Genomic DNA, 23,832 nt, shown 5'->3' with positions numbered 1-23,832 from the left:
TTTGGAAAATTAAAAACAGGTAGAATTCAGCCTCTCAGTGTCATGATTTCACTAGCCTGCTGGGCATTCTGCTGGGCGTTTTCGAGCATCTTCATTTGCATATCGAACTGCCGGGCAAGCGTAATCATCTTCACCATCTCACTGACTGCATTGACATTACTGCTCTCAAGCGCTCCATCAATCAGGGCTACTTTACCGCTGGCAGGTGCTTCACCCCCTTGTTTCAATCGGAACAGGCCGTCATCTCCTCTGACAAGCTGCTCTGCAGGCGGATCCACCAGTTTGATGCGCCCGATAATCGATACCGCCGTGATCCGGGAATCTGACGGCAATACCGAGACACTGCCATCCTTGCCAATCGCCACCCTACTATCCGGTGGAATAGTAATCGGCCCCGTTTCTCCCTTGATATTGAACCCCTGCTGTGTTTGCAGTACACCGTTGGCATCCGTCTTGAGATTGCCATGCCGGGTATAGGCTTCTTCACCGTTTTCAAGCTGTACCGTAATCCAGCCGGAACCCTGTATCGCTACATCCAGCGGACGGTCGGTCTGCTGGATCGCGCCCGGTGTAAAATCCGCGCCGGTGGTTGAATCCAGTACAAATGCACGCGTGGGTAGCGACTCTCCGTAAACAGGCACTGCCCGGAAAGCATCGGCCTGTGCACGAAAACCTGTGGTCGAGGCGTTGGCCAGATTATGGGAAACCGTTGCCTGCTGCGTCAGGGTATGCAGCGCGCCGGTCATCGCGGTATAAATCAGTCTATCCATTTTTAGAGCGTTACCAGGTCAGGGTTAAACAGAAAATCCTTCAGATATTCATGATGGATTGCATGACCGCATCCTGTGTCTGAATGGTCTTGGCATTAGCCTGATACACGCGCTGCGTCATGATCAGGCTGACTAATTCACTAGTCAGATCGACATTGGATTCTTCCACCGCCGAAGATTGCAGTGAACCCAGCACACCAGTCTCTGGCGTGCCAATCAACGGCAACCCGGATTCAGCGGTCTCTGCCCATTGATTGTTTCCCATCGGTTTGAGACCGTTAGGATTGGAAAAACCTGCCAACGCAAGCTGCCCGAGCGTGCGTGTGACACCATTGGTATAACTGCCCCTGATCTCACCATTATCAGAAATACTGTACCCGGCCAGACGGCCCGAAGTAAATCCATCCTGATTCATCATGTTGACACCGAACTTGTTGCCAAACTGGGTAGAGCGAGTCAGATCGAACGAAAATGTAAGATCTGGGATCGCCCCCCATTTAGTAGCATCTATTGCTTGAAAATCGACAGTGACATCAATTGGTCCTGTGGGCGTAGTCATGATTCCATTGGAATCAAAGGTCAGAGAAGTGGATCCTCCCCCTCCAAATGTCACACCGAGTGGTAACCCGTTAGTGGTATCAACAGCTCCATCGACAGTTGCAAATACACCCCATTCCGTTGAATTTGTTTTCTGGAAAAACAGATTCAATATATGGGAATTACCCAGACTGTCGAATATCTCACCTGAAGTGGAATGGGCATAGGTTAATGGATTGTTTGCGTCAAACGCCACACTTGTAACACTTGTACGCGCATCCAAATTGACGCCTGTTGCAAAATTGGCAGTTGGCTTAGGTGTCAGATCCGAAGTAGGTAATCGCAGATTAACCGGTATATTGGGAATAATCTGACCGGAAGCATCGGCGGCAAAACCAGTAACGTTGTAACTATTTGCATTAACCAGAAATCCATCCTTATCCAGATGAAACTGGCCGTTACGGGTATAGCTGATCGTGCCATTGTTATTCGTCCGAAAAAAACCATTTCCGGTTATTGCCACATCTAGCGGATTGTCGGAACTGGTCACATTCCCCTGGGCAAATTCCTGCGCGATAGCTGCCACCTGGGTGCCAATTCCGATCTGATTCTTGCCCCCACCTAATGAATTGGCGAATACATCACTGAACTGCGCTTGTGATTGCTTGAAGCCAACCGTATTAGCGTTAGCAATATTATTACCGGTAACGTCCAGTTTGGCCGAGGCTGCTTTTAGACCACTTAATCCATGCTGAAAACCCATGATTTACTCCCCTGATCAAAATATTTTTTTAATATCATGCATACCGACGTAACCCAGCCTACCTACTTCCAGCAAGGCGCCCTCCTTGCCAGCCTGTGCGCTGCTGACCGAACCAAATGCCAGAGTGGAAGCAGCTACCTCCTGGTTACTGCGCACGGCTTTCAGGGCGAAACTGTATTGCCCCCCGGCAGCTTCGTTACCATTGTTTGCCAGGCCATCCCAGGCAAATGTGCCCACCCCTGCCGGTTGCGTGCCTAGATCAATGTCACGCACGGCAATACCGGCGCTATCCTTGATGGTGACGACCAGCTTGTCTACCGGTTCGGTCAGTTCAAATCCGCCGATTCCGGTGTGGTTTTCCAGTTGCATGTCAGCGCCTGGAACCAACACGCTACGGCCAATCATGTTGGCGGCTTCAAATGAACGCCGTGCATCGGAATCCGATACCAGCTTTTCCAGCGTGCTATTGAGCTTGTCGATGCCGCTTACGGTACTGATCTGCGCCATCTGGCTGGTTACTTCTGCGTTATCCATCGGGCTGAGCGGATCCTGATTTTGCATTTGTGTCACCAGCAGTTTGAGAAACCGCTCCTGCATATCCTCATCACCCTTGCGGGCAGTCTTGATACTGCCCCCATTGGAAGTCAGCAGTTCGGATACGCTGGAATTGTTTTGCACCTGACTCATATCTATCTCTCCTTATTGGCCAATTGATAGTGTTTTTTGCAGCAATGTTTTGGTCACGTTCATCATGTCAACGCTGTTCTGATAGGAACGCGATGCCGACATCATATTGACCATTTCATCCACAACGTTGACATTGGGCAGGGTAACGTAGCCTTTTTCGTCCGCCATCGGATGCTTCGGGTCATACACCACCCGCATGGGCGAGGGATCATGCACGATACCTGCCACCTTGACGCCCTTTGCCTTATCTGCAGAAATATCAACGGTACGAAAAACAACTTGCCGGGAACGATAGGCTTCACCCGTTGAACTGGTAGCGCTGTCTGCATTGGCGAGATTACTGGCCACCACATTCAGCCGCTGTGACTGGGCGGCCATGGCTGAACCGGCGACATTGAATACACTGAACAGGGACATGGCTATTAATTTCCTTCTCTGATAGCGGATAACAGGGTTCGGAACTGGCCGCTGATAAATGTCAGTCCAGCGTCATAGCGTATGGCGTTATCCATAAACTGCATACGCTCGGTATCCATATCAACGGTATTACCGTCTATACTGGGTTGCTGCGGAACACGATACTGCTCCGGCACGGACGTAATCGATCTGAAATCGGACAAGCCGATATGTCTTGATGAAGTCGTCGCCAGCGCACTTTGTACCTGTCTTGGCGACTGAACGTTTTGCATTGCCTTGGAAAAATCGAAATCTTTCGCCTTAAAACTCGGGGTATCCGCATTGGCAATATTTCCCGACAACAGCTCCTGCCGGGCCGCTCGTAACCCGAGTGCCTTTTGGTTAAAGCCAAGCAGATTGTCCAGTTTGTTGATCATGTTTTCCTCCTGCAAAGTAGTCATAATTACTATAAGCAGGAACCATGCCAAATTGAACAAGCCATTATTTCCAGCCAATCAATCAAACTGATCCATAATCACCTTTCAGTTTCCAGGTTAGCCAGGGAATTGCGGCGATACCATGCTGAACCAGCGGCAAAAATTGCCGTCAGCGGCAAAAACTGACCGTCCTGATTGTCAATCCCGATAGCCAACCATACCGGACATGAACAAAAAACCCTTATTGATCATACTCGTATGCAGCCTCCTGCTCCCTACAACGGCAATCGCTAGCGAAGACTTACCTACAGAAACAATACACAAGATAATCAATGATTTTGTGCGTGTGGAAACCCGTCACCTGCCCGGCAGGGTCATCATCAAGACAAACCAGTTGGATTCACGTCAGACATTACGCCCGTGTAACCAGCTTCAGCCTTTTCTGCCGCCAGGCGGACGCTTATGGGGAAAATTCTCAGTTGGCGTGCGTTGTCAGGATGAAGCTGCCTGGACACTTTATGTGCCGGTTGAAATCGAAGTGATTGCCAACGTCATACACGCCGCACAGCCCATCAACATGGGAAAATTAGTGGATACACAGGATATTGTGAGCAAGGAAGTCGATCTCGTGCGCATCCCCGCTGGGGCAGTCACGGATCCTGATCAGGTAGTCGGCAAGGTGGCGGTAACCTTTCTTGCTTCCGGCCAGCCGATACGCACACACCAGCTACGCGCTCCATATATCATCACACGTGGACAGAAAATACGGCTCACCGCAACCGGAGCAGGATTTGCCGTCAGCACGGAAGGTGAAGCACTCGCTGCTGCTGCCGAAGGAGAAGTGGTACAAATACGTAACCACACTGGACGAATCATGAGCGGAATAGCACGGGCGGGAGGAATAGTGGAGATAAAGCAATAGTGACAACGGCCAGAGGCATAAAATTTGGAAGAAGTTTACTGAGTTACTAAGCAGTTTTATACACTGGCGGAATAAAAATCTGCTAGTTTAAGAGGATGGCATGTCAGCTCATCCAAAATATGCGTTTTGCGCCTAATGCGACAGAACCGTTTATTTTTCCTATACACCTAACCAGCACGAGGACATCATGGCGATCAAAATTGGTATCAACGGCTTCGGACGAATCGGTCGCTGCGTTGCACGCATTGCGGCTCAGAACCCTAGCGTCGACCTTGTCGCAATTAACGATCTGACAAGCGCCGAGCAGCTTGCGTACCTCTTTAAGTACGACTCAACGCATGGCAAATACGCGGGCGTGGTCAGCAGCACCGAAAACTTGATCAGCGTCGACGGTGACAAGATACGCGTTTTTTCTGAAAGAGACCCCTCCAATATTCCATGGGGCGATCTTGGTGTGGATTATGTGCTGGAATGCACGGGTATTTTCCGCAATAAAGAGCAGGTTTCGAAACACATCGAAGCTGGCGCAAAATTTGTGCTCATGTCGGCTCCCGGCAAGGGCCTCGACATGACTTTTGTGTTGGGCGTGAACGAAGAAGGTTTCACTCCTGATATGACTGTGATCGACGTCGCGAGCTGCACTACCAATTGCCTGGCTCCAGTTGCAAAGGTCCTGCATGAAAACTTCGGTATTCAGAACGGCCTCATGACAACAATTCACTCGTACACAAACGACCAAGGCCTCCTGGATGCACCGCATAAGTCGGACTTCCGCCGTGCTCGCGCAGCCGCTGTGAACATGGTCATCACCACCACTGGCGCAGCCGTTGCCGTGACCAAGGCGATGCCTGAGCTCAAAGGCAAACTCGACGGCATGTCGGTTCGCGTTCCAACACCCAATGTTTCGTGCGTTGATCTTGTCGCGACCTTCGAAAAGCCTGTGACGGTCGAATCCATCAACGCTGCAATGAAAAAAGCCGCGCAAACGACTTTGAACGGCATCCTTGCTTACACCGAAGACCCGGTCGTCTCGACAGACATGATGAACGACCCTCATTCATCGATCTTCGATTCGAGAGCGACCATGGTGATCGGCACACATATGGCCAAGACCATCTCGTGGTACGACAATGAATGGGGTTATTCGGCCCGCATGATCGACGCGCTTCTTTTTGTCGACAACAAGCGGAAATAATCCATAGATACCGGCATTTCATTTATCGACCAGCCTGAGCTGGTTGATAAAAGGAGTTCTGTCACAAATATTCGTCAAGTGCAAAGCCACAGTTTGTGTCGATAGACAGAGCCACACGTTGGGTGTATGTGGCCATCAAACCCAACAAAACCGCAGCCAGTGCCAGAGCATTTCTGAAGGCGCTGCACAATGCCCGTCCGATCAGGATTACCCGTATCCTGACAAACAACGGCAAGGAATTTACTGACAGACTGTTTGCCAGCCGTGAACGTAATCCCAGTGGCAATCATCAGTTTGACCAGCTGTGCCAGGAACTCGGTATCGGACATCGCCTGACCCGGCCACGCACTGCGCAAACCAATGGGATAGTCGAACGTTTCAATGGGCGTATTGCTGACGTACTCAAGACAACATCGATTCAATAGCGCTGAAGATCTGGAACAGACCCTGATACGTTATGTCAGCCTGTAAACCCGCAACTACCGCAGTCTGCCCTCAAGAGTAAAGCTCCAATGCAGGCCATGAAAGAATGGCATAAAACTCATCCCCCATCTCTTTCATAAAAACCATACAATCATCCGGGACAGATACTACTCAATCCGCAGCAAAGACGCCCGGGTGATATCCTCTCGGGCGTCTTGCCGTTTAGAAACGAAAAACTGCTGCTGCACCTGTGTTGGTAGGCATGCGCTCAGCAGGCACTATCACCACTTCGCCGCCAGTCTTGAGCACCAGTTCGCCCAGATCGTCCAGCAGGTCATCTACCTCTGGGTCATCCAGCTTGCCAACAGTCACCCTGCCGGTGGCAACGTCGATCTGGCCCGGAACGATACGGTCGGCTTCGATCAACAGCGTGGCCACGCGCCCTTCGACGGCAGCCTTGGCAATGTCGTCCAGCAAGTCAGAGCCCTGACCCCTGCCATTAGCGACGCCATAAGAATCGACAAAGCCCGCCAGGCGTTCGAGGTATTGTGGCTGGATCAATTGCCATGCGCGCTCACGCAGCGCGTCGATCGACATGGCATCGGGGTGCACGTCCAGAGCATCTTTCAGCAGCTGCGGATTTTTGCTGACCGAGCGGAACAGGTTGTGATGCTCAGGCAGCGCGGCCAGGATCAAGCCCATTCCGCTAGACTTGTCATAGCGATGCATTACAGCCTGATCGACAGCACGGAAAAACTGCTCGGTGTCGCGGTCGACCAGGTTCTGCTTGACGTCGGTGCCTGACCATACAGAGCCACCAGTAGGGCCATGGCCGCCAGTAGGGCCATAAGCGCGGTGCGCGCCTTCGCGGGCGCCTGGGTCTTTGCCAAGCATTCCTTCCGCCGTCCAGGCACCGCTTTCCATAGGAAACATTTCAACCAGGTTGTCGCGGTTACCCTCAAACAGTTTAAAGCTACTGCGGCTCAGTCCCAAAATCTGGTAATGGTCGGCCGATTGCGTGATGCGCATCAATGGCTTGGTATGAAAACTGTCGGCCACCACGACCAGATCGGCCACCGGGCGTGGCAGACAATAGACACGAAACATCCCCGGTGCAGCCAGTACCGCCAAGCCATCGGTCGTATGGTTCCAGAACGCAGCATTGTCGGCCAGAGTATGAAACTGCTCCAGCAGCGGCATCACTTCCCGCTTGGGGTACTTCTGGCGCAGCGACTCTTCCAACTCTTTTACCAGATTGCGAAAGCGGATCGGGTCTTGCACGTTGTCGGGATGCAGCCGGTGCGTCGTCTGGTACAGCGACAGACAAGGCACCTCCTTGTTATGCAGCAGAACGTCTGGGTAGTCATGGTTCAAAGAATTCATTGTGGAACCTTTCAAAAATGGAATTAAAAAACAGCTTTGAAGTGCTGCAGCATGAATAGATAAACAGATCTTACAGTCACGATAACCTGAATTTAAATCGTCAATACTATTTTTTATAAAAAATACGTTAGATTATAAAATACCAACAATAAAGAGGATTTTGTAAAACAAACTAAAGAATATGGGAATGTAACAGGGTTTTTTAAGATTTCTTTGCCTTGAGAAAAATAAAAGCTGTCTTTGTGTCAATTAATGATAGGTCGAATCTCAAGAAAGTAATTGGCATTCATCAATATTGATGATGGGTGTGTGTAACGATCCAGTAAAAACCTGTGCAGATGATAATGGAAAAAAGACACCATGAGCATCAAAATGGAAGGTGAGATCAGTTGGACAGCCCGCGCGTTGGTGCTGGATATTTTGCAGGGTATAAGCTATGGTCTCCGAAGCGAGCCACGCCTATGAACCTGTTTATGCTCTTCTGGGCAATAGCGTTAAAAGTGCCAGGTGGACAAATTGCAGGCTGGTATTGCGTTTTCGCTCGCAGCTCTTCCATAATCGCCGACATTTTTCCGACCATGAAAAATTCGTTTCATAATCCAGCACCTGGAAATGACTGTAAAAGTGTGCAGTTTACTTCTCCTGGCGATCTCGCGACCACCTCACCCAAACAAACCTGACTGCCTCGGTAAATGGTTGAGCTGTGTAGCCAGAATCAGTAAGCATGCTCAATACGCAGGACAGTCAGGATGCTTGGCGTTAATGCAACAATAGTGTCCTCTTAACGATTGATAACGTCTGCAAGGTTGTTGCTGCAATGGCGTGGGGCAATCCCAAGGTGTCAAGCAATATGTTGTTTGATTCCGGACGCTTTCTTGCCTGCATCGTAGCCTTTTTCCTCGGTGGTATCCGTATTTTTTACACTCTGGGTATCAACAATCGGCATACCTGGACATGCGTTGCAGCCAGCCCGGATACGGGCCTCTGATACCTGGTTTTTTTAAGAAACTGTCAAAGTAGTATGCGAATGTAATGGCGGTGTATCGGTTTTAAATCGCCGTTGACAATAGTCAACAGATTGGGAATTATGTTATGCATCCGTCGAGGTGGTGAACTTCATCATTTACGGCATCAACGGCGTCCTGCCAAACAAATTTGACCAGACCTTGGGCACTACTGCTAGGCTGGTGGAATAATGAAAGCAGTAATAGTAATTCAGTTTAAAGAGGATTAAAGATGGCTGGTGATTTTTTAGGTGTGCCACTACTGTTCATAGGATTTATCCTTATTGTTAACGCTATATGGCTACAGGGCAAGGTGGATACCAAGGATGTTGGAATCTTCAACCTGCTAGTTGGGATCCTCGCCACTATTGGCGCACTTTATTTCGGTTTGGTACAGAACAATTTTCCGCTGTCCGCCGGAGGTTTGCTGTTCGCCATGACCTATCTGTGGGTCGGTGTCAACGCAGTTCGCGGCGCTGAAGATCAGCGTGCGCTGGGGTATTACTGCCTGCTGGTTGCATTCACGACTGTGTCTTATGCCATCAAGGCTTTTATGGATGGAGATCTGGGCTGGACCTTTGAATGGATCACATACGGCATTCTCTGGTACCTGTTCTATCAAATAATGACCAAGGGCAACACCAAACTCATGGGGATGACTATCGCGATGACATATTTTGTCGGTATCGAAGTTGCGATAACCGGTTGGATCTACCTGTACGGTTACTGGCCGTTCGGCAACTGGTGGCCACTGCAAATCACCGCCAGCTGATAAAGAAACGCAAATAAATCTCCGGGTTACAGGCGGCACCTCCCATTTTTCTCGATATCGCACAAGGCCAGGCACAAGAGTTTACTGGCTGCGCCGCCTACGGGAAAAAACTTCAATCAGGCTGTCAGGTTGTCCTCAAACAGCTGCATCAGTCCCAAAATTTGGTAACAGTCGGCTGATTGTGTGATGCGTATCCATGGCTGAGGGCGGAAGCTGATGGCCACCGGGCGCGGCAGATGATAAAAGTGAATATCCCCGGTGCAACCAGCACTACCAAGCTATCGGTCGCATGATTCCAGTCCAGAACGCAGCATTTCAGTCAGAGCATGAAACTGCTCCAGTAGTAGCACTTCGTGCTTGGGGTACTTCTGGCTTTAGATAAACCGAACACTTTTATCGCCATTTATCTTTCTGTATTGAAACAATTATGATGTCCACAATAAAATGCGTACTTTGATAAAAATCATCAACTATGCCAAAGGTTGCGATATAGAAAACTGGTGAATATATTGAAAAAGCTTCATGGTTAAAATTCAGAGACAATTTCAGCCTCAAATCTACTTTCTTCAACATTTTTACCACAAAGTACGCACTTGCTGAATAAGCCGGAATTTTCCGGGTGTTAATCAATAAAAGGCAAAGGAACCAAATCTGAATGGACGTCGTTCTGAATCTGCTAAGTGAATCGCAGACTACCGTGGTCATGCTCTTTGTCACAACCACTGAACTGCTTGGCATTGCGTCAGCCTGGCATGCGATAAACAAAGTTAGAACGTCCCAGGCAGCCGTCGCGTGGGCTGTTGGCCTCGTCGCGATGCCGATTTTGGCGCTACCGCTGTACTGGGTATTCGGACAGAAACAGTTTGCAGGTTATCGAGACGCCATTCGGCAGGTGGGTGAGCAGCACCAAGCTTCCGTCGAAGCGGTCCATCGTGAATTGATGACGGACAGAAACGCCGGCAGTGCAACGGGCGAGTCGCCGTTGGACGTTCTAGCAGACGTTCTTGATACACCATTGAGTTGTAACAATACTTTTCTATTGTTGATTGATGGCGAGTCTTTTTTTAACACGTTGTTTGAACAGATCCACAGCGCAAAAAGCTATATTTATATCGAATTTTACATTATCCGAGATGACGATATTGGCCGTGAGTTTGCAGAAGCTTTATGCAAACGCGCTCAGGCCGGAGTCACTGTGCGTCTGCTGTACGACGAAATCGGCTGCACGAAACTGACAAAGACATGGTTGCAGCGGGTCCGCGATGCCGGTGTGGACGTATTGGCTTTCAATACGCGTCAGGGTTGGGCCAATCGTTTTCAATTGAACTTTCGCAACCACCGTAAACTCGTCGTGATCGATGGGCAGCGAGCGATCGTAGGTGGCCTGAATGTCGGTGACGAATATCTTGGTCGCATCTCCTGGGCTCCTCGCTGGCGGGACACGGCAATTCATGTTGACGGAGCAGTTGCCCGAAAAATTCAAGCCGTATTCGCCAGTGATTACTATTGGGCCACTCGACGGGATCTGCCGGAAGCTGTCTGGAGCACGACTGCCGAAGTACAAGTCGTTTCGGGTGATCAGCATGGAATGGCGGCGGTGTGCGCGACCGGCCCGACAGACGACCGTATGCGCGCTACCATGATGTTCGCTACCATTGCCGGCTGCGCTCGAAAGCGGCTGTGGATCAGTTCTCCGTACTTAGTCCCGGATGATTCCTGCATTACGGCGCTATCGATGGCTCGGGCAAGAGGCATCGATGTGAGAATTCTGATTCCCGAAAAGGCTGACTCCTGGCTCGTGTTCCTTGCCGGCTTCTATTACGAACAGCAACTCGAATCACTGGGCATTCCGGTATACCGTTATTGTTCCGAAGGATTCATGCACCAGAAGTGCGTTCTGGCGGACGACAATCTGGTACTGATCGGATCAACTAATCTGGACAATCGCTCTCTGCACCTGAATTTCGAACTGATGCTGGCGGTAGCAGATCCCGGTCTTGTTCAGGAGGCAGCACAAATGCTGGAACAAGATTTCGCGGCTTCCGATAACATGAATGCGAGTCATGGTCGGTTGCGGCCATGGTACATCCGTACCGGGACCATTGTCGCCAGATTGTTTAGTCCGATATTGTAATTTCAGTGTTACCAAATTTGGTGAGCTGCATATCTTTAACAATTAATGTAAACAGCTCTTCCTGTTGGGTCCATATTTATATGGGCCGCTTTGGTGTTAACTACTATGTAGTCTGTCATATGTGTTTAAAGCCCTAACAGACTACTGAAATGGGATATATTCAAACGGATAAATTTTCGCAACATCAAGTCTGATTTTCCAGAAACAATTGTTGTCCCAGTGTGGCACGGGCTGATGCCGAGGTAGGAATTTCTTTCAGTTTGGCGATTTTTTCCAGCAACTGGCTCATACCTCTGCGATTGGCAATCTGGATGGATAAACCGGGGCGTGCATTGAGTTCCAGTACCAGTGGGCCCAATTCCCGATCGAGCACAACGTCTACCCCCAGATAGCCTAGTCCGACCAGCTCATGACATTGCGCTGCCAGTGTCAGCAATTTATGCCAGTGAGGAATTTTGAGTCCACTGATGGCAACACCGGTATCCGGATGTTGTTCAATTGGATAATTTTGCCAGATAGCATGGGTGGTACGGCCGGTCATCATATCGATACCAGCACCCACTGCACCCTGGTGAAGATTGGCCTTGCCATCCGACATGCGGGTTGGCAAGCGTACCATGGAAGCGACTGGAATTCCTCTAAAGACGATGGTGCGAATATCCGGCACACCACGGTAGGAAACTTCCTCAAACAGCGGATCAAACTTGACCCGGTATTCAATCAACGCCTGATCGGGCTGGCCACCCAGGCTGTACAGGCCGCTGAGTATGTTGGAAATATGATATTCGATATCTTCCCCGGTCAGCAGGTCACCATTATTTTGCCGGTAACGATTATTGAGACGCCCGGTAATGACACAAATACCACTGCCTCCCGAGCCATGCGCCGGTTTGATCACAAAATCTTCATGATCCTTGACGATCTCGGGAACACGGCTGACATCATATTGGATTTCAATCACGCCATACAGCTCGGGTACCGCAATACCGGAAGCTGTCGCCAAATATTTGGTCCGCAACTTGTCATCCACCAGCGGATAAAGCGAGCGCTTGTTATAACGCAGAATAAAATCAGCATTGCGCTGATTCATACCAACGACTCCGCTCTGCTTGAGCTTTTCCCAGATTCCAAACATGATATTACGGCTTGTTCCGTGCAAATGCACGGAAACGCCAGAGTTCCATCAGTCGGTAGCCTGAGTAGCGCCCCAGCAGCAGGATTATGGCCAACACTACCAGCAACAGTTCTGGAAAGGCAAAGAACATGTACTGAAATTCATTGATATTCATGGCCAGATAACCTATTACCGCCACCAGCAAGCTGCCTGAAACCTGCTTGAATGCTTCAGCTGGACCAGCCTCTTCCCAGGTCAGTGACATGCGCTCGATTGTCATCGTCATAATAACGATCGGGAACAAGGCCACGGACAACCCTGTCTCCAGCCCAAGCTTGTGCATAACCACGCTAACACCAGCGACCAGTAACACCACCATGGTCAACACCGCTGCAAGGCGAGGCACCAGCAGCAGTTTCAACTGTTCAACATAGGCGCGCAACAGCAATCCAAGACCGACAATCAGGCAGAACAGAATCACGCCCCATAACAATTCTGTTTCGCGGAAAGCCAGTGCGATCAGGACCGGCATGAACGTGCCAAACGTCCGGATTCCGATGATGTTGCGCATGAATACCACCACTAAAGCGCCCAGCGGTATCATCAGCAACACTTTGTACACATTCTGGACATGCACCGGCAACGAGTACAGTGAAAAATCCATCAGATGGAAACCCCTTTCCGCCGAACGGGAGCCGGCAATATTGATGGTTTCCTGTAATGCACTGGCAACAGTATATTGAACGCTCGATTCTGTAGCACCTTCGATCGAGAAGGCTCGATCATCGTCAATCTGCCACACAATGAAATTCGACGGCAATCCTTCCTGTCCATCCTTGATATTCAGTGAACGCCACTGTTTGCCATCATAAACCTGCAGAAAATGCTCCAGCTCCGAATATTCTTTGTTGTCCTGCAGGCGCAGGCCGCGAACGATACGGGAAGGAATACGAGCGCCGGCCAGTATCCAGCTCAGATTTTTTGCCAAATTACGTGTCCGGTTGATATGCTTCAGCAGCAATTTTAGCTCCGTCATGGATGCTGCTGCATTCAACTGTTCAATCACACGCTGCGAAAAAGAAACGGTATCGGCAGATTGCTGACGTGCCTTATCCAACAGTCCTTGAATCACCGGGGCCAGGTTTTCCGGATACTCCGGGGCCTTCGGATAAACTGGCACCACATCCGGTTTTTGTACAGCTCCCTCGTTTTCAAATAATACAACCCGGTAAAACAGTAACTGCTTACCCTGCGCTCTTCGTTTAGCCCAGTGCGCAACACGACCGGCATTATCCTGCTCGATTGCCAGCCCATAATCCGCACTGACAAAATCCTCATCAAGAATGGAATAACCGGGAGGGTTAAGCGGAAGCGGCAGGGTTACCTTGATCGCGCTGTCAGATTTGGCGCGAAAGCTGATACGCGCTTCAATATCCCATACCTCTGCCTGTTCGGAAGCAGTCAAAGGCAGGCCAATTACAGCAACCTTGTAATAGGCCAGTCCCAGTCCTATGAAACACAGTATGAAAGCCAGCAAATAAAGATGCAGTTTTCTCATTCAGGCTGCCTGGAATCAGTTGGTTCATCACTCTTCTTTTTCTTTTTGACGTGACCGCACACTGCCTTGGTGAGATAGGCACGCGCAGGATCAACCAGTGCATAACCGGCCAGCGCCTTGCGCCCGAGCAATACCGGATAATTCAAGGCACGGCGATCAATCAAATCAAACTCGGTTTCCCGAACCTCATCTGCCAGACAGATCTCCATGGAAATCACCGGGCGTTCCTGAGAAGGTCCGTCGTGCTGTTTGATTTTAAGCATCCGGGTCAACGGGCGCTCAATCTCGACAGAGCGTTCCCCGGAACCCTTCCTGAAATCAAAGGTAAATTTAACCCATGGCTTACCATTTTTTCTGAATACCTCAATATCGCGAGCGCTCATGGAAGCAGTATTAGCGCCGGTATCGACTCGTGCAGGCATCTTAATTCCCCAAGGTTCCAGGCGGATAAATTCAACCCAGCCAAGAATTTTTAGGGAATCCGGGGTCTCGGCAGATTTTTCTGCCCAGGTGGCACCATAAGGCAATAGCAGCAAAACTGCAGACAAGATGTACAAGATCTGTCTGATTAAACGAATAGTCATCGGGGTTTCTGAATTTTTGTAATAGTTAAAGAATCACTCTCGGTAACCGGATAATTCTGACAGATAAAATTAACGTGGGTTGTCAGTCTCTGGATGAGCGGGTGAAGGGAATCGAACCCTCGTCGTAGGCTTGGGAAGCCTCTGCTCTACCATTGAGCTACACCCGCATGTTAGAATGGATTGCTTGGTTTAAAGTCTACCTTACCTTGGGTACTTTTTAAATATTATGCAACTCATAATCAACGGACAGCAACAAAGTTATGATGGCCCGCTGAATATACAGCAACTGGTTGAACACTTGTCGCTGCAGAACAAGCGCATAGCCATTGAACGCAACGGTGAAATCATCCCCCGCAGCAGTTTTCCCGAACAAATCCTCAATGATGGGGATCAACTGGAAATTATTGTGGCAGTTGGTGGGGGCTGATTATTAAAATTTGCTTTGATCCTGTCCCCAACTAACACAAAACAACCACTGACACACTTATGGACACGCTCGTCATTGCTGGTAAAAGTTATACTTCCCGTTTACTGCTGGGGACGGGAAAATACAAGGATTTTACTGAAACCCGCGCTGCAGTTGATGTCAGTGGCACACAAATTATCACCGTAGCCATACGTCGTACCAATATCGGGCAGAATCCCGATGAACCCAACCTGCTGGATGTACTGCCTCCCTCACAATTTACGCTCCTGCCCAATACCGCCGGCTGTTACACGGCAGCAGACGCCGTTCGCACGCTACGCCTGGCACGCGAACTGCTCGACGGACATGCGTTAGTTAAACTGGAAGTGCTGGGCGATCAGAAAACGCTGTTTCCCGATGTGGTGGCAACGCTCGAAGCAGCCAGAATTCTGGTCAAGGATGGTTTCCATGTCATGGTCTATACATCGGATGATCCCATCGTCGCCAGACAACTGGAGGATATCGGCTGTGCCGCCATCATGCCACTGGCCTCGCTGATTGGTTCCGGCATGGGCATCCTGAATCCCTGGAATCTGCAGATCATCATTGACAAGGTCAAAGTGCCGGTTATCGTTGATGCTGGCGTCGGTACTGCATCGGATGCCGCCATTGCCATGGAGCTCGGCTGTGATGGTGTACTGATGAATACGGCTGTAGCCAGCGCCCGCAACCCGATACTGATGGCCTCGGCCATGCGCAAAGCAGTTGAAGCAGGACGCGAAGCCTGGTTGGCCGGACGCATGCCGAAGAAAATTTATCAGGCCACGCCAAGCTCCCCGTCAGAAGGCATGATTACCGGATCGCCGCATTCTGCTGCAAACAATTAAGCTGCAGCAACGCTTCTTCAGGAAACCGATTTTTGTCTTCTCACCCTCCTATTCGCAGCTATGTGCTCCGCCAGGGGTATTTTTCCCATGCACAGCGGCACGCTTACGAATCCCTGCTGCCGCGTTACGGTATTCCATTCTCGGAAAACCCGATTGATCTCGATTCGATTTTTGGACGTACCGCACCAAAAATTCTGGAAATCGGATCAGGCATGGGGGAAACCACTGTCGAGATTGCTGCCCAGCATCCGGAAAAAGATTTTGTGGCCATTGAGGTTCATGCACCCGGAATTGGCAGCCTGCTTGATCGTATCGAGAAACACGGCCTGACCAATCTGCGGATTATTCCGCATGATGCCAAACTGGTTTTGCAACACATGCTTACTGGTGAATCACTGGATGGGATCCACATTTTTTTCCCGGATCCGTGGCCCAAGGCACGCCACCATAAGCGCCGCCTGATCCAGTCGGATTTTGTCTCGCTGCTGTGTAACCGGCTGAAACCTGGTGGTTATCTGCATATCGCCACCGACTGGGAAGACTACGCCATTCATAGCCTGCATGTTTTAAGCAGCGAGCAGCGGCTCATCAATACTGCCGCTGACTATGCCCCCCGCCCCGCATACCGGCCACTGACCAAATTCGAGCAACGTGGCATGAAGCTCGGCCACACCATCCGCGACCTGATATTCACCAAAGCTGCCTGAACAATCCTCCTTGCGCTTGTGATTACCGACACTTGGTAGAAAATATTTTTGCATGGTTGAAGCAGCAGAACCGATGTCTCCAGCACCAATGCGCGGGCAAATGCATAACCACACTATTGTTGGCCACCAGAGAGCGCTAGTGCTGAGGAATAGGCTGCGCTTCATCACCGCTGACGTTCATTGATAGATTGTATCGTAGATATGCACAGCCAAGGCACGGCCAGTATCGGACAATGATTCCGGTATGCGATCAACATAGCTGCTGGTGAAAATCAACGCCGCTGTCTCCGCCGTGGCACGACCGATGCCAAGCATGAGCCCAGCAGCGATAGCCGACCCGGCCGCCGGTAACAGGATATGCCCGGCGCGCACGTTAGCAACAGTAGCCGCCATTTCTTCCAACGGCAGCAACTTGATCGGCGCGCCCTGTGCCGATGGAGATATAACCAATACTCTCCGGATTGCCTACTACAGTCTTGATGTTCATTCTTGATCTCTCTTGTACAAACGTTTATTTCTAGCAGCACGTGCCGCCAGAGCCTGACAAGGAAGTGTTCATATCGAACGGCAACTTGCTGCCACAGCCGTCAAACAAACCAAAATGACGCTCAAAATTACCGATAAAATCAAAATGTGATGCAAAACGAGAATCATGCAACATGCGCCAAGTGTTGCCGCACACGGGAAAGACGCGGCCAGTGTCGATCGCGTGATGTTTGTCGAGAACGAAACGTTCGGCGCAGTAGGGAATTGTGCCGCGGTAGATGACAGCCTGGCCATAATCCTCACACGCCGTTTCCAGATCACCGAGCTTGAAGAGCCTGTAGTTGGCTGAAAAAAAACGTACATCACCGACCCGTGGCGCCAATGCAGGATCGGTGATCTGCAATGGACGGTCGGTCACCAAGCGCGGATCAAGAAAGCCGTGTCGATGCGCCAGGCGCAGAAAGTCATTCCAGTACAATGCGCCCCCCAGACATTCGCCGTACAACACTGAATCGTCGCGTACTGCTGCCGGCACGCGTCGGTCGGCGTACACATCAGAGAAGTAGAATTCGCCACCGTCTTTCAGCAGGTATTGCACACCACGCAGTACCGCATCCTTGTCAGGCGACAGGTTGACGACACAATTGGAGACGATCACATCGAAACTACCCGGCTCCAGGTCGAGTTCATCCAGACGCTCAATATAGCCGTGCAAAAAGCGCACATTGTCGTAACCGATGGATTGCACATGGAAAGCCTTGTGTTTTACGGCCACAGCGAGTTGCTCGTCAGTCATGTCAATGCCGATCACCTCGCCCGTCGGTCCTACCAGTTGCGCCAGAGCATACACATCGCGTCCTGAGCCACATCCGAGATCGAGCACTCGGCAACCTTCCAACAAGGGCGGACAAACCAGGCCACAACCATAATAGCGCGATAGCACTTCCGGATGGATGTGCTCAAACACAGGCTTGAGCCAGGCTGGCATCGCACTGATATCGCAGCAGGTACTGGTTTTGAGATCGCCAGTATGCTGTAATTGGCGACCGTAATAATCTTTGACTGAGTCTTGAACGATGTTGTGCATGATAAATGTCCTGGTAATTGAGTGCGGTATTGGAATTGGTCGTTGTAACGAAGGCGGTTCTTACACTCACCTCAAACTGAATCGGGCCCAGTAAAAGAAAAGTGATCGGCTCATGCTGGTAGATCAAATGTTTGCCAAGAGCGCGCGGGGCAGCTGGTCACCTGCGTGACTAGATGAGATCGAATCTGGTTATCCGGGCACTGTTCCGTTGTTCCGTGCAATTGACGAAAAACTTCCGGAGCAAGGCTTAATTCTTCACTTGGATCGTGGTAGCCAATATTGCTCACATGATGACCAGCACATATTAAAACAATTTGGTTTGGTCGCGCCTCCATGAGTGGCAAGGGAGATTGCTGGGATAACGCCCCTAGCGGAAGCTTCTGGAGAATCTTCGAAACCGGATTGGTACAGCATCGGAAATTCAGAATACGATTACAAGTAAAACAGGAAAGACTCGGTTATCTATCGCCAGTAGAATTTAAACAACAATGTTACGCAAATCTGATCGCCGCTTAAACACATGGACTCCATTTTTGACAACACACCTCACCCGTTGGCTGTGTGGTGAAATATGAACGCTCTCATAACTTCTTTTTTTCATCTTCCACAACGGGCTGATAACCTCGGTTTCTCAGATTTTGAACGGCCTCCTCAATTTCATCGGCCGCAACATTGAGCATCCGCAGCGCTGTCACCCCAAGGCTCAGACTCGATTCAATTGTTTCCGGGTAAGCATGGGCAGCACCGGCCGCTAGCAAATGCCGGCTGGTTTCCAGGTCCCGTACCCGTACAATCACCGGAACATGGGCACTGGTTCTTTTTATATAGATCATGGCACTTAATGCGGTGCTCTTGATATCAACTGCCAGCACGATCAGAGACGCCCGCTCCACCCGAATGGAGGCCAGTAATATGGGATCGGCAATATCACCGAGCCAAACCGCATGTCGATCCGCCCGGCCCAGGGCCACCCGTCGGGGATCCGTATCAAACGCCACAAACGGTATACCGCATGCATGCAATAAAATAGCAATCGTACGCCCCATGCGCCCGTAGCCACCAATTATCACGGAACGCTCGGCCGCTTGCGGCAACTCGGCTGCCTCCTCATCAGATGGCGGTGGAGTCTTAGTCAAGAAAGTAGCGATGGCATCATTGAAGCGGATCAGCACAGCACCCAAAACCATCGACAGAAGTACGGATGATATCGCGATCTGACCAAGCCCGATGTCAATCACACCAGAATCAAGTGCAATTGCAATGAGGGCAAGCCCGAACTCACCACCCACACTCAACATTAGTCCCGTGCGCCACATCATCCTGGCATCAACCCCAATCCCGCGTACCAATGCGGCAACAATCAGGATCTTGCTGATCAAAATAAGCAAGGCGCCTAGCAGTGTCCACTGCCAGATAGGCGGTATCGCCACCGGGTTGAAACGCATGCCAATACCAATAAAGAAAAGGCCCAGCAACACATCCCGGAACGGGCTGATACTGGACTCAACCTGATGGCGAAACTCTGTTTTACCCAGAACAAGGCCGGCAAGGAATCCACCGAAGGCCAGTGACAAGCCCAAGCTGTTAGTAATCCATGCGGCAAACAGGGCCACCAGCAACACGGCCAGCGTAAATACCTCAACTGACCTGCGTTCAGAAATAATCTGAAAAAATGGGGATAATAGCCAGCGCCCGACGATGAACACCAGAATGAAAGCCAACACCGCTTTGGCAAAAGCCAGAGCCAGGGATCCAGCCAGCACATCGGCGGCCACGGATACACCTAGAACCGGGATCACCACCAGAAATGGAACGGCAGTGACATCCTGAAACACTGACATGGCCAGACCCAGACGGCCGTGGGGCGTATTTACCTCACCTTGTTCAGTGAGCAGGCTGGCAATAATAGTGGTGGAGGACTGGGCAAACACCGCACCAAACACGAATGCTGCAATGATAGGAAGCCCGGCAAGCCAGGTAACAACGCCCACCACCAAGGTGGTAAGCACGACTTGCCCGGTACCCAGTCCGAGAACCCGGGTTCTCAGCGCATCCATTTGCGGCAGGGAAAAGTTAAGCCCAATGGTAAACAACAAGAAAACAACACCGAACTCCGCGAGCGATTCCAGCCCAGGCATAGAGACCACAGGCCCAGCTGTATGGGGCCCCAGCAGGATTCCAACCAGTAGGTAACCCAGGCTGGTGGGGATATGCAGCCGCTGAAAAACCACCACCACAGTGATGGCAACGGCCAGCAGTAGAATAATCTGAACGAGATACTCCATCATGGCTGGAGTTTACCGTGCAAGGCCTGCCATAGGCTACTACAACAAGTGGAATCGAATAGTTGGATACCCTAGTACCGAAGTTAAAGAGTTATTTGTTCAGTCCCATATGATTGTATAGATAAAACTCGTTATCCGCTGTTCATGGCGCGAGCTGTCATGAGAGAGCTGATAGAATCCTTCAGGCCATCCGGGAGAGCCATGAAATGATATAGCTTTACATAAGAATGCTCGTACTACACCAGCGATACGGGCTGAAATTGCCGCAAGCGTTGACTCTGCTGCGGTGCTGGCGCAACGCTATGACGTCACCGAACAGACGATCTGCAAATGGAAGCATCGCGATGTTTTTACCGATCGGTCACATACGCCACACCGGCTGCAGACTACGCTTACACCAGCACAAGAAGCCATTGTGATTTATCTGCGTCGCTCACTGCTGCTGCCTTTGGATGATCTGCTGGCCATCACCCGTGAATTTTTATGCCCTGACGTCTCTCGCTCCGGGCTGGGCAGATGCTTGCAACGCCATGGTGTGGGTAATCTTAATGTGTGCTCAAACCCAAAGAAGCGCAACCCGCACACAAGGCTTTCAAGCATTATCAACCCGGTTATATCCATATCGACATCAAATACCTGCCACAAATGCAAGATGAACACCGCAGGCGCTACCTGTTGATAGCAATAGACAGGGCCACCCGTTGGGTGTATGTGGCCACCAAACCAACAAAACCGCAGCCAGCGCCCAGTGCCGGAGCATTTCTGAAGGCGCTGCACAATGCCTGTCCGATCAGGATTACTCGTATGCTGACAGACAACGGCAAGGAATTTACTGACAGACTGTTTGCCAGCCGTGAACGTAATCCCAGTGGCAATCATCAGTTTGACCAGCTGTGCCAGGAACTCGGTATCGAACATCGCCTGACCCGGCCACACACTGCGCAAACCAATGGGATGGTCGAACGTTTCAACAGACATATTACTGACGTACTCAAAATATATCGCTTCAATAGCGCTGAAGATCTGGAACAGACCCTGATACGTTATGTCAGTCTGTAAACCCGCAACTACCGCTGTCTGCCCTCAAGAGTAAAGCTCCAATGCAGGCCATGAATGAATGGCATAAAACTCATCCCCATCTCTTTCATAAAAAACCATACAATCATCCGGGATGCGACAATTAGCCAGAGATAAGTTACCCGAGTGATATCAGTCGCGAACAATTTGAAATCATCAAACTGTTATTACTCAGCAACAGGCATCATTCTTATGGCTACCCTCACTCAAAAGCTCGTAAGACAAACTAAATGGCTCTCTCCATATCAGTAACAGCCGCGAAACTGCTAAACTGCGCGCCATGATACGAATCTCAGAACTAACCCTGCAACGTGGCCCTTTGCGCTTACTAGAAAATGCAGATTTAACCCTACACCCAGGGCATAAAGTCGGCTTAATTGGTGCCAATGGTGCCGGCAAATCCAGCTTATTCGCCCTGCTGCGCGGCGAACTGCATCCTGACGCGGGCGATTGTTTATTGCCGATGAACTGGCGCATTGCCCATATGCGTCAAGAAATCGACGCACCTGATCGTGATGCGATTGATTATGTACTCGATGGTGACAGCCACTTACGCGATATTCAACAGCAATTAGCCAAAGCTGAACAACGGCAAGATGGGGTCGAGCTTGGTCGCTTGTACTCGGAACTTGACAACGCTGATGCCTATACCTCCGACGCGCGCGCGCGTAAATTATTAGCTGGTTTGGGTTTCTTGGAAGAACAAATGGAAAACCAGGTCAACAGCTTTTCCGGTGGCTGGCGGATGCGCTTAAATCTAGCGCAAGCATTGATGTGCCCATCAGATTTACTATTACTTGATGAGCCCACCAACCACTTGGACCTCGATGCAATTTTATGGTTGGAAGGTTGGCTGCAAAACTACTCCGGTACTTTGTTACTGATTTCCCATGACCGTGATTTTTTAGATGCGGTGGTCGGTCATATTGTCCATATTAATCAGCAAAAACTAACGCTGTATCGCGGCGGCTACACAGCCTTTGAACGCGCCTGTGCTGAACGTATTATGCAGCAGCAACAAGCGCACGAAAAACAAAGCGCACAGCGCGCGCATATGGAAGATTTCATCCGACGCTTTAAAGCCAAGGCCAGTAAAGCACGGCAAGCACAAAGCCGTGTTAAAGCCCTGGAGCGCATGGAGGAGTTGGCGCCAGCACACTTTGATTCACCTTTTGACTTTATTTTCCGCGAAGCCGATAAAGTCTCTACCCCGCTGCTGAATCTCGATGAAGCAGCGCTTGGCTACCACGCAGAGCAGCCTATTTTAAGCAATGTAAAACTACAGCTAGTCCCCGGCGCACGGATTGCTTTGCTTGGCCCCAACGGTGCAGGTAAATCAACGCTGATTAAAAGTATTATGGGTGATTTACCGTTATTGGCAGGCCAGCTCACCTGTAGTGAAAACTTAGTGATCGGCTACTTTGCTCAGCATCAACTGGATTCACTTGATCCCAAAGCCAGCCCGTTACTGCATTTTCAACGCATTGCTCAAGATGAGCGCGAGCAAGTCTTGCGTAATTTTCTCGGCGGTTTTAATTTTCGAGGCAAGCGCTGTGATGAACCTGTGCTCAATTTCTCTGGTGGTGAAAAAGCCCGCTTAGCTTTGGCACTGATTGCGTGGGGCAAACCTAATTTATTACTGCTCGATGAACCCACCAACCACCTTGATTTAGAAATGAGACAAGCATTGAGTATGGCTTTACAAGATTTCTCCGGTGCACTACTGCTGGTGTCTCACGATCGTCATCTGATTAAAAGTACCATGGATGAGTTGTACTTAGTCGCCGAGGGCCGGGTACAAGAGTTTGCAGGTGATCTTGAGGACTACAGCAAATGGCTCAGCGACTATCGTTTGCGCCAGCATCCTAATAGCGATGCAGGCACCAGCCCCGATAAAGTCGATCGCCGTGCACAACGCCAAGCAGCTGCAGCACTACGTAAACAACTGGCACCGCTACGCAAGCACACTGATACATTGGAAAAACAGTTAGATAACATTCAAAAAGAGCTACAGGCTTTGGAAACCATCTTGACTGATAATAATCTCTATGAGCCGCCACAAAAAGAGCAGCTCAAGCAACACTTAAACCAGCAAACCAACTTGCTACAACAGCAAGTGAAACTGGAAGAAACCTGGCTCAATAACTTAGAAGAGCTAGAATTATTGCAAAGTGAACTTGAGGAAGATGCATAACGCAATGGTTTGAAGAGCTGGCTG

The 23,832-nt window shown here is 50.3% G+C and carries 20 protein-coding genes, 1 tRNA gene and 4 pseudogenes; 10 read left to right on the top strand and 15 right to left on the bottom strand.

Translation table 11 applies throughout. The features are described 5' to 3' along the window. Nucleotides 1–26 precede the first annotated feature (26 nt). From flgF to flgB, 5 genes are read right to left on the bottom strand one after another with little or no spacing between them, the layout of a single operon-like run. Complete coding sequence (gene flgF, locus ACZ5EJ_RS01185) at nucleotides 27–770, bottom strand: flagellar basal-body rod protein FlgF (protein WP_011633462.1); 744 nt, start codon at nucleotides 768–770, stop codon at nucleotides 27–29. A 40-nt stretch (nucleotides 771–810) separates the two neighbouring features. Further along, nucleotides 811–2,070 (bottom strand): flagellar hook protein FlgE, encoded by a 1,260-nt coding sequence (gene flgE, locus ACZ5EJ_RS01180; protein ID WP_011633461.1) that lies wholly within the window; start codon nucleotides 2,068–2,070, stop codon nucleotides 811–813. A 15-nt stretch (nucleotides 2,071–2,085) separates the two neighbouring features. Continuing rightward, on the bottom strand, nucleotides 2,086–2,757 hold the full coding sequence (locus tag ACZ5EJ_RS01175; RefSeq protein ID WP_011633460.1) for a flagellar hook assembly protein FlgD: 672 nt from the start codon (nucleotides 2,755–2,757) through the stop codon (nucleotides 2,086–2,088). A gap of 12 nt (nucleotides 2,758–2,769) precedes the next feature. Continuing rightward, the gene (flgC, locus tag ACZ5EJ_RS01170; protein WP_011633459.1) at nucleotides 2,770–3,174 is read right to left on the bottom strand and encodes a flagellar basal body rod protein FlgC; all 405 of its coding nucleotides are present in this window, start codon (nucleotides 3,172–3,174) and stop codon (nucleotides 2,770–2,772) included. Between the two features lie 5 nt (nucleotides 3,175–3,179). Further along, a complete protein-coding gene (gene flgB / locus ACZ5EJ_RS01165; RefSeq protein WP_011633458.1) occupies nucleotides 3,180–3,590 on the bottom strand; it encodes a flagellar basal body rod protein FlgB in 411 nt (136 codons plus the stop codon). A gap of 226 nt (nucleotides 3,591–3,816) precedes the next feature. Between flgB and flgA the strand changes: the two genes are divergently transcribed. The 3 genes and pseudogenes from flgA to ACZ5EJ_RS01150 form a co-directional block, all read left to right on the top strand. Then, nucleotides 3,817–4,512 (top strand): flagellar basal body P-ring formation chaperone FlgA, encoded by a 696-nt coding sequence (gene flgA, locus ACZ5EJ_RS01160; protein ID WP_011633457.1) that lies wholly within the window; start codon nucleotides 3,817–3,819, stop codon nucleotides 4,510–4,512. Nucleotides 4,513–4,699: 187 nt separating this feature from the next. Next, a complete protein-coding gene (gene gap, locus ACZ5EJ_RS01155) occupies nucleotides 4,700–5,707 on the top strand; it encodes a type I glyceraldehyde-3-phosphate dehydrogenase (RefSeq protein ID WP_011633456.1) in 1,008 nt (335 codons plus the stop codon). 92 nt (nucleotides 5,708–5,799) lie between these two features. Further along, nucleotides 5,800–6,291 (top strand): annotated as a pseudogene (locus ACZ5EJ_RS01150) (DDE-type integrase/transposase/recombinase); the annotation flags it as partial. A gap of 61 nt (nucleotides 6,292–6,352) precedes the next feature. Here ACZ5EJ_RS01150 and ACZ5EJ_RS01145 read toward each other — a convergent pair. The 3 genes and pseudogenes from ACZ5EJ_RS01145 to ACZ5EJ_RS01135 all read right to left on the bottom strand — a co-directional run. Beyond that, complete coding sequence (locus ACZ5EJ_RS01145; protein WP_011633454.1) at nucleotides 6,353–7,513, bottom strand: baeRF3 domain-containing protein; 1,161 nt, start codon at nucleotides 7,511–7,513, stop codon at nucleotides 6,353–6,355. A gap of 471 nt (nucleotides 7,514–7,984) precedes the next feature. Further along, a pseudogene (locus ACZ5EJ_RS01140) lies at nucleotides 7,985–8,115 on the bottom strand (IS5/IS1182 family transposase); the annotation flags it as partial. 207 nt (nucleotides 8,116–8,322) lie between these two features. Continuing rightward, nucleotides 8,323–8,513 (bottom strand): annotated as a pseudogene (locus ACZ5EJ_RS01135) (transposase); the annotation flags it as partial. Between the two features lie 236 nt (nucleotides 8,514–8,749). On the opposite strand from ACZ5EJ_RS01135, the gene ACZ5EJ_RS01130 reads away from it, so the two are divergent. Then, on the top strand, nucleotides 8,750–9,289 hold the full coding sequence (locus tag ACZ5EJ_RS01130; protein ID WP_074456202.1) for an AmiS/UreI family transporter: 540 nt from the start codon (nucleotides 8,750–8,752) through the stop codon (nucleotides 9,287–9,289). Between the two features lie 655 nt (nucleotides 9,290–9,944). Then, nucleotides 9,945–11,423 carry a cardiolipin synthase gene (gene cls, locus ACZ5EJ_RS01125; protein ID WP_083331359.1) on the top strand — a complete coding sequence of 493 codons (1,479 nt, stop codon included), beginning with the start codon at nucleotides 9,945–9,947 and terminating at the stop codon, nucleotides 11,421–11,423. A 184-nt stretch (nucleotides 11,424–11,607) separates the two neighbouring features. Here cls and ACZ5EJ_RS01120 read toward each other — a convergent pair whose 3' ends face one another. From ACZ5EJ_RS01120 to ACZ5EJ_RS01105, 4 genes are all read right to left on the bottom strand, one after another. Next, on the bottom strand, nucleotides 11,608–12,558 hold the full coding sequence (locus ACZ5EJ_RS01120; RefSeq protein WP_074456201.1) for an alpha-L-glutamate ligase-like protein: 951 nt from the start codon (nucleotides 12,556–12,558) through the stop codon (nucleotides 11,608–11,610). 4 nt (nucleotides 12,559–12,562) lie between these two features. Then, nucleotides 12,563–14,095: an inactive transglutaminase family protein gene (locus tag ACZ5EJ_RS01115; RefSeq protein WP_074456200.1), complete on the bottom strand. Its 1,533-nt coding sequence runs from the start codon at nucleotides 14,093–14,095 to the stop codon at nucleotides 12,563–12,565. Continuing rightward, nucleotides 14,092–14,679 carry an ATP-dependent zinc protease family protein gene (locus tag ACZ5EJ_RS01110; protein ID WP_011633449.1) on the bottom strand — a complete coding sequence of 196 codons (588 nt, stop codon included), beginning with the start codon at nucleotides 14,677–14,679 and terminating at the stop codon, nucleotides 14,092–14,094. Before ACZ5EJ_RS01110 ends, ACZ5EJ_RS01115 begins: the two co-directional genes overlap by 4 nt. Before the next feature lie 96 nt (nucleotides 14,680–14,775). Continuing rightward, a tRNA-Gly gene (locus ACZ5EJ_RS01105) sits at nucleotides 14,776–14,846 on the bottom strand. A gap of 59 nt (nucleotides 14,847–14,905) precedes the next feature. Here ACZ5EJ_RS01105 and thiS point away from each other — a divergent pair. From thiS to trmB, 3 genes are read left to right on the top strand one after another with little or no spacing between them, the layout of a single operon-like run. Beyond that, on the top strand, nucleotides 14,906–15,106 hold the full coding sequence (thiS, locus tag ACZ5EJ_RS01100) for a sulfur carrier protein ThiS (RefSeq protein WP_011633448.1): 201 nt from the start codon (nucleotides 14,906–14,908) through the stop codon (nucleotides 15,104–15,106). Nucleotides 15,107–15,165: 59 nt separating this feature from the next. Then, on the top strand, nucleotides 15,166–15,972 hold the full coding sequence (locus ACZ5EJ_RS01095) for a thiazole synthase (protein WP_011633447.1): 807 nt from the start codon (nucleotides 15,166–15,168) through the stop codon (nucleotides 15,970–15,972). 32 nt (nucleotides 15,973–16,004) lie between these two features. Next, nucleotides 16,005–16,679, top strand: a complete 675-nt coding sequence (gene trmB / locus ACZ5EJ_RS01090) for a tRNA (guanosine(46)-N7)-methyltransferase TrmB (protein ID WP_011633446.1) — start codon at nucleotides 16,005–16,007, stop codon at nucleotides 16,677–16,679. A 177-nt stretch (nucleotides 16,680–16,856) separates the two neighbouring features. Here trmB and ACZ5EJ_RS01085 read toward each other — a convergent pair whose 3' ends face one another. The 3 genes from ACZ5EJ_RS01085 to ACZ5EJ_RS01075 all read right to left on the bottom strand — a co-directional run bounded on the left by ACZ5EJ_RS01085 (nucleotide 16,857) and on the right by ACZ5EJ_RS01075 (nucleotide 20,540). Beyond that, the gene (locus ACZ5EJ_RS01085; RefSeq protein ID WP_011633445.1) at nucleotides 16,857–17,129 is read right to left on the bottom strand and encodes an ABC transporter permease family protein; all 273 of its coding nucleotides are present in this window, start codon (nucleotides 17,127–17,129) and stop codon (nucleotides 16,857–16,859) included. A 67-nt stretch (nucleotides 17,130–17,196) separates the two neighbouring features. Next, entirely contained in the window at nucleotides 17,197–18,252 is a 1,056-nt protein-coding gene (locus ACZ5EJ_RS01080) for a methyltransferase domain-containing protein (protein WP_011633444.1), read from the bottom strand. A gap of 581 nt (nucleotides 18,253–18,833) precedes the next feature. Further along, nucleotides 18,834–20,540: a cation:proton antiporter domain-containing protein gene (locus tag ACZ5EJ_RS01075; protein ID WP_074456199.1), complete on the bottom strand. Its 1,707-nt coding sequence runs from the start codon at nucleotides 20,538–20,540 to the stop codon at nucleotides 18,834–18,836. A gap of 208 nt (nucleotides 20,541–20,748) precedes the next feature. Between ACZ5EJ_RS01075 and ACZ5EJ_RS01070 the strand changes: the two are divergent. After that, nucleotides 20,749–21,721, top strand: a pseudogene (locus ACZ5EJ_RS01070) (IS481 family transposase). 173 nt (nucleotides 21,722–21,894) lie between these two features. Further along, the gene (locus ACZ5EJ_RS01065; RefSeq protein WP_074455723.1) at nucleotides 21,895–23,808 is read left to right on the top strand and encodes an ABC-F family ATP-binding cassette domain-containing protein; all 1,914 of its coding nucleotides are present in this window, start codon (nucleotides 21,895–21,897) and stop codon (nucleotides 23,806–23,808) included. Nucleotides 23,809–23,832: the final 24 nt, after the last annotated feature.

It is taken from the genome of Nitrosomonas sp. TNE100 (assembly GCF_055387135.1).
The sequence above is the reverse complement of the archived record's forward strand: the minus strand, read 5'-3'. Positions and strand labels throughout refer to the sequence as shown.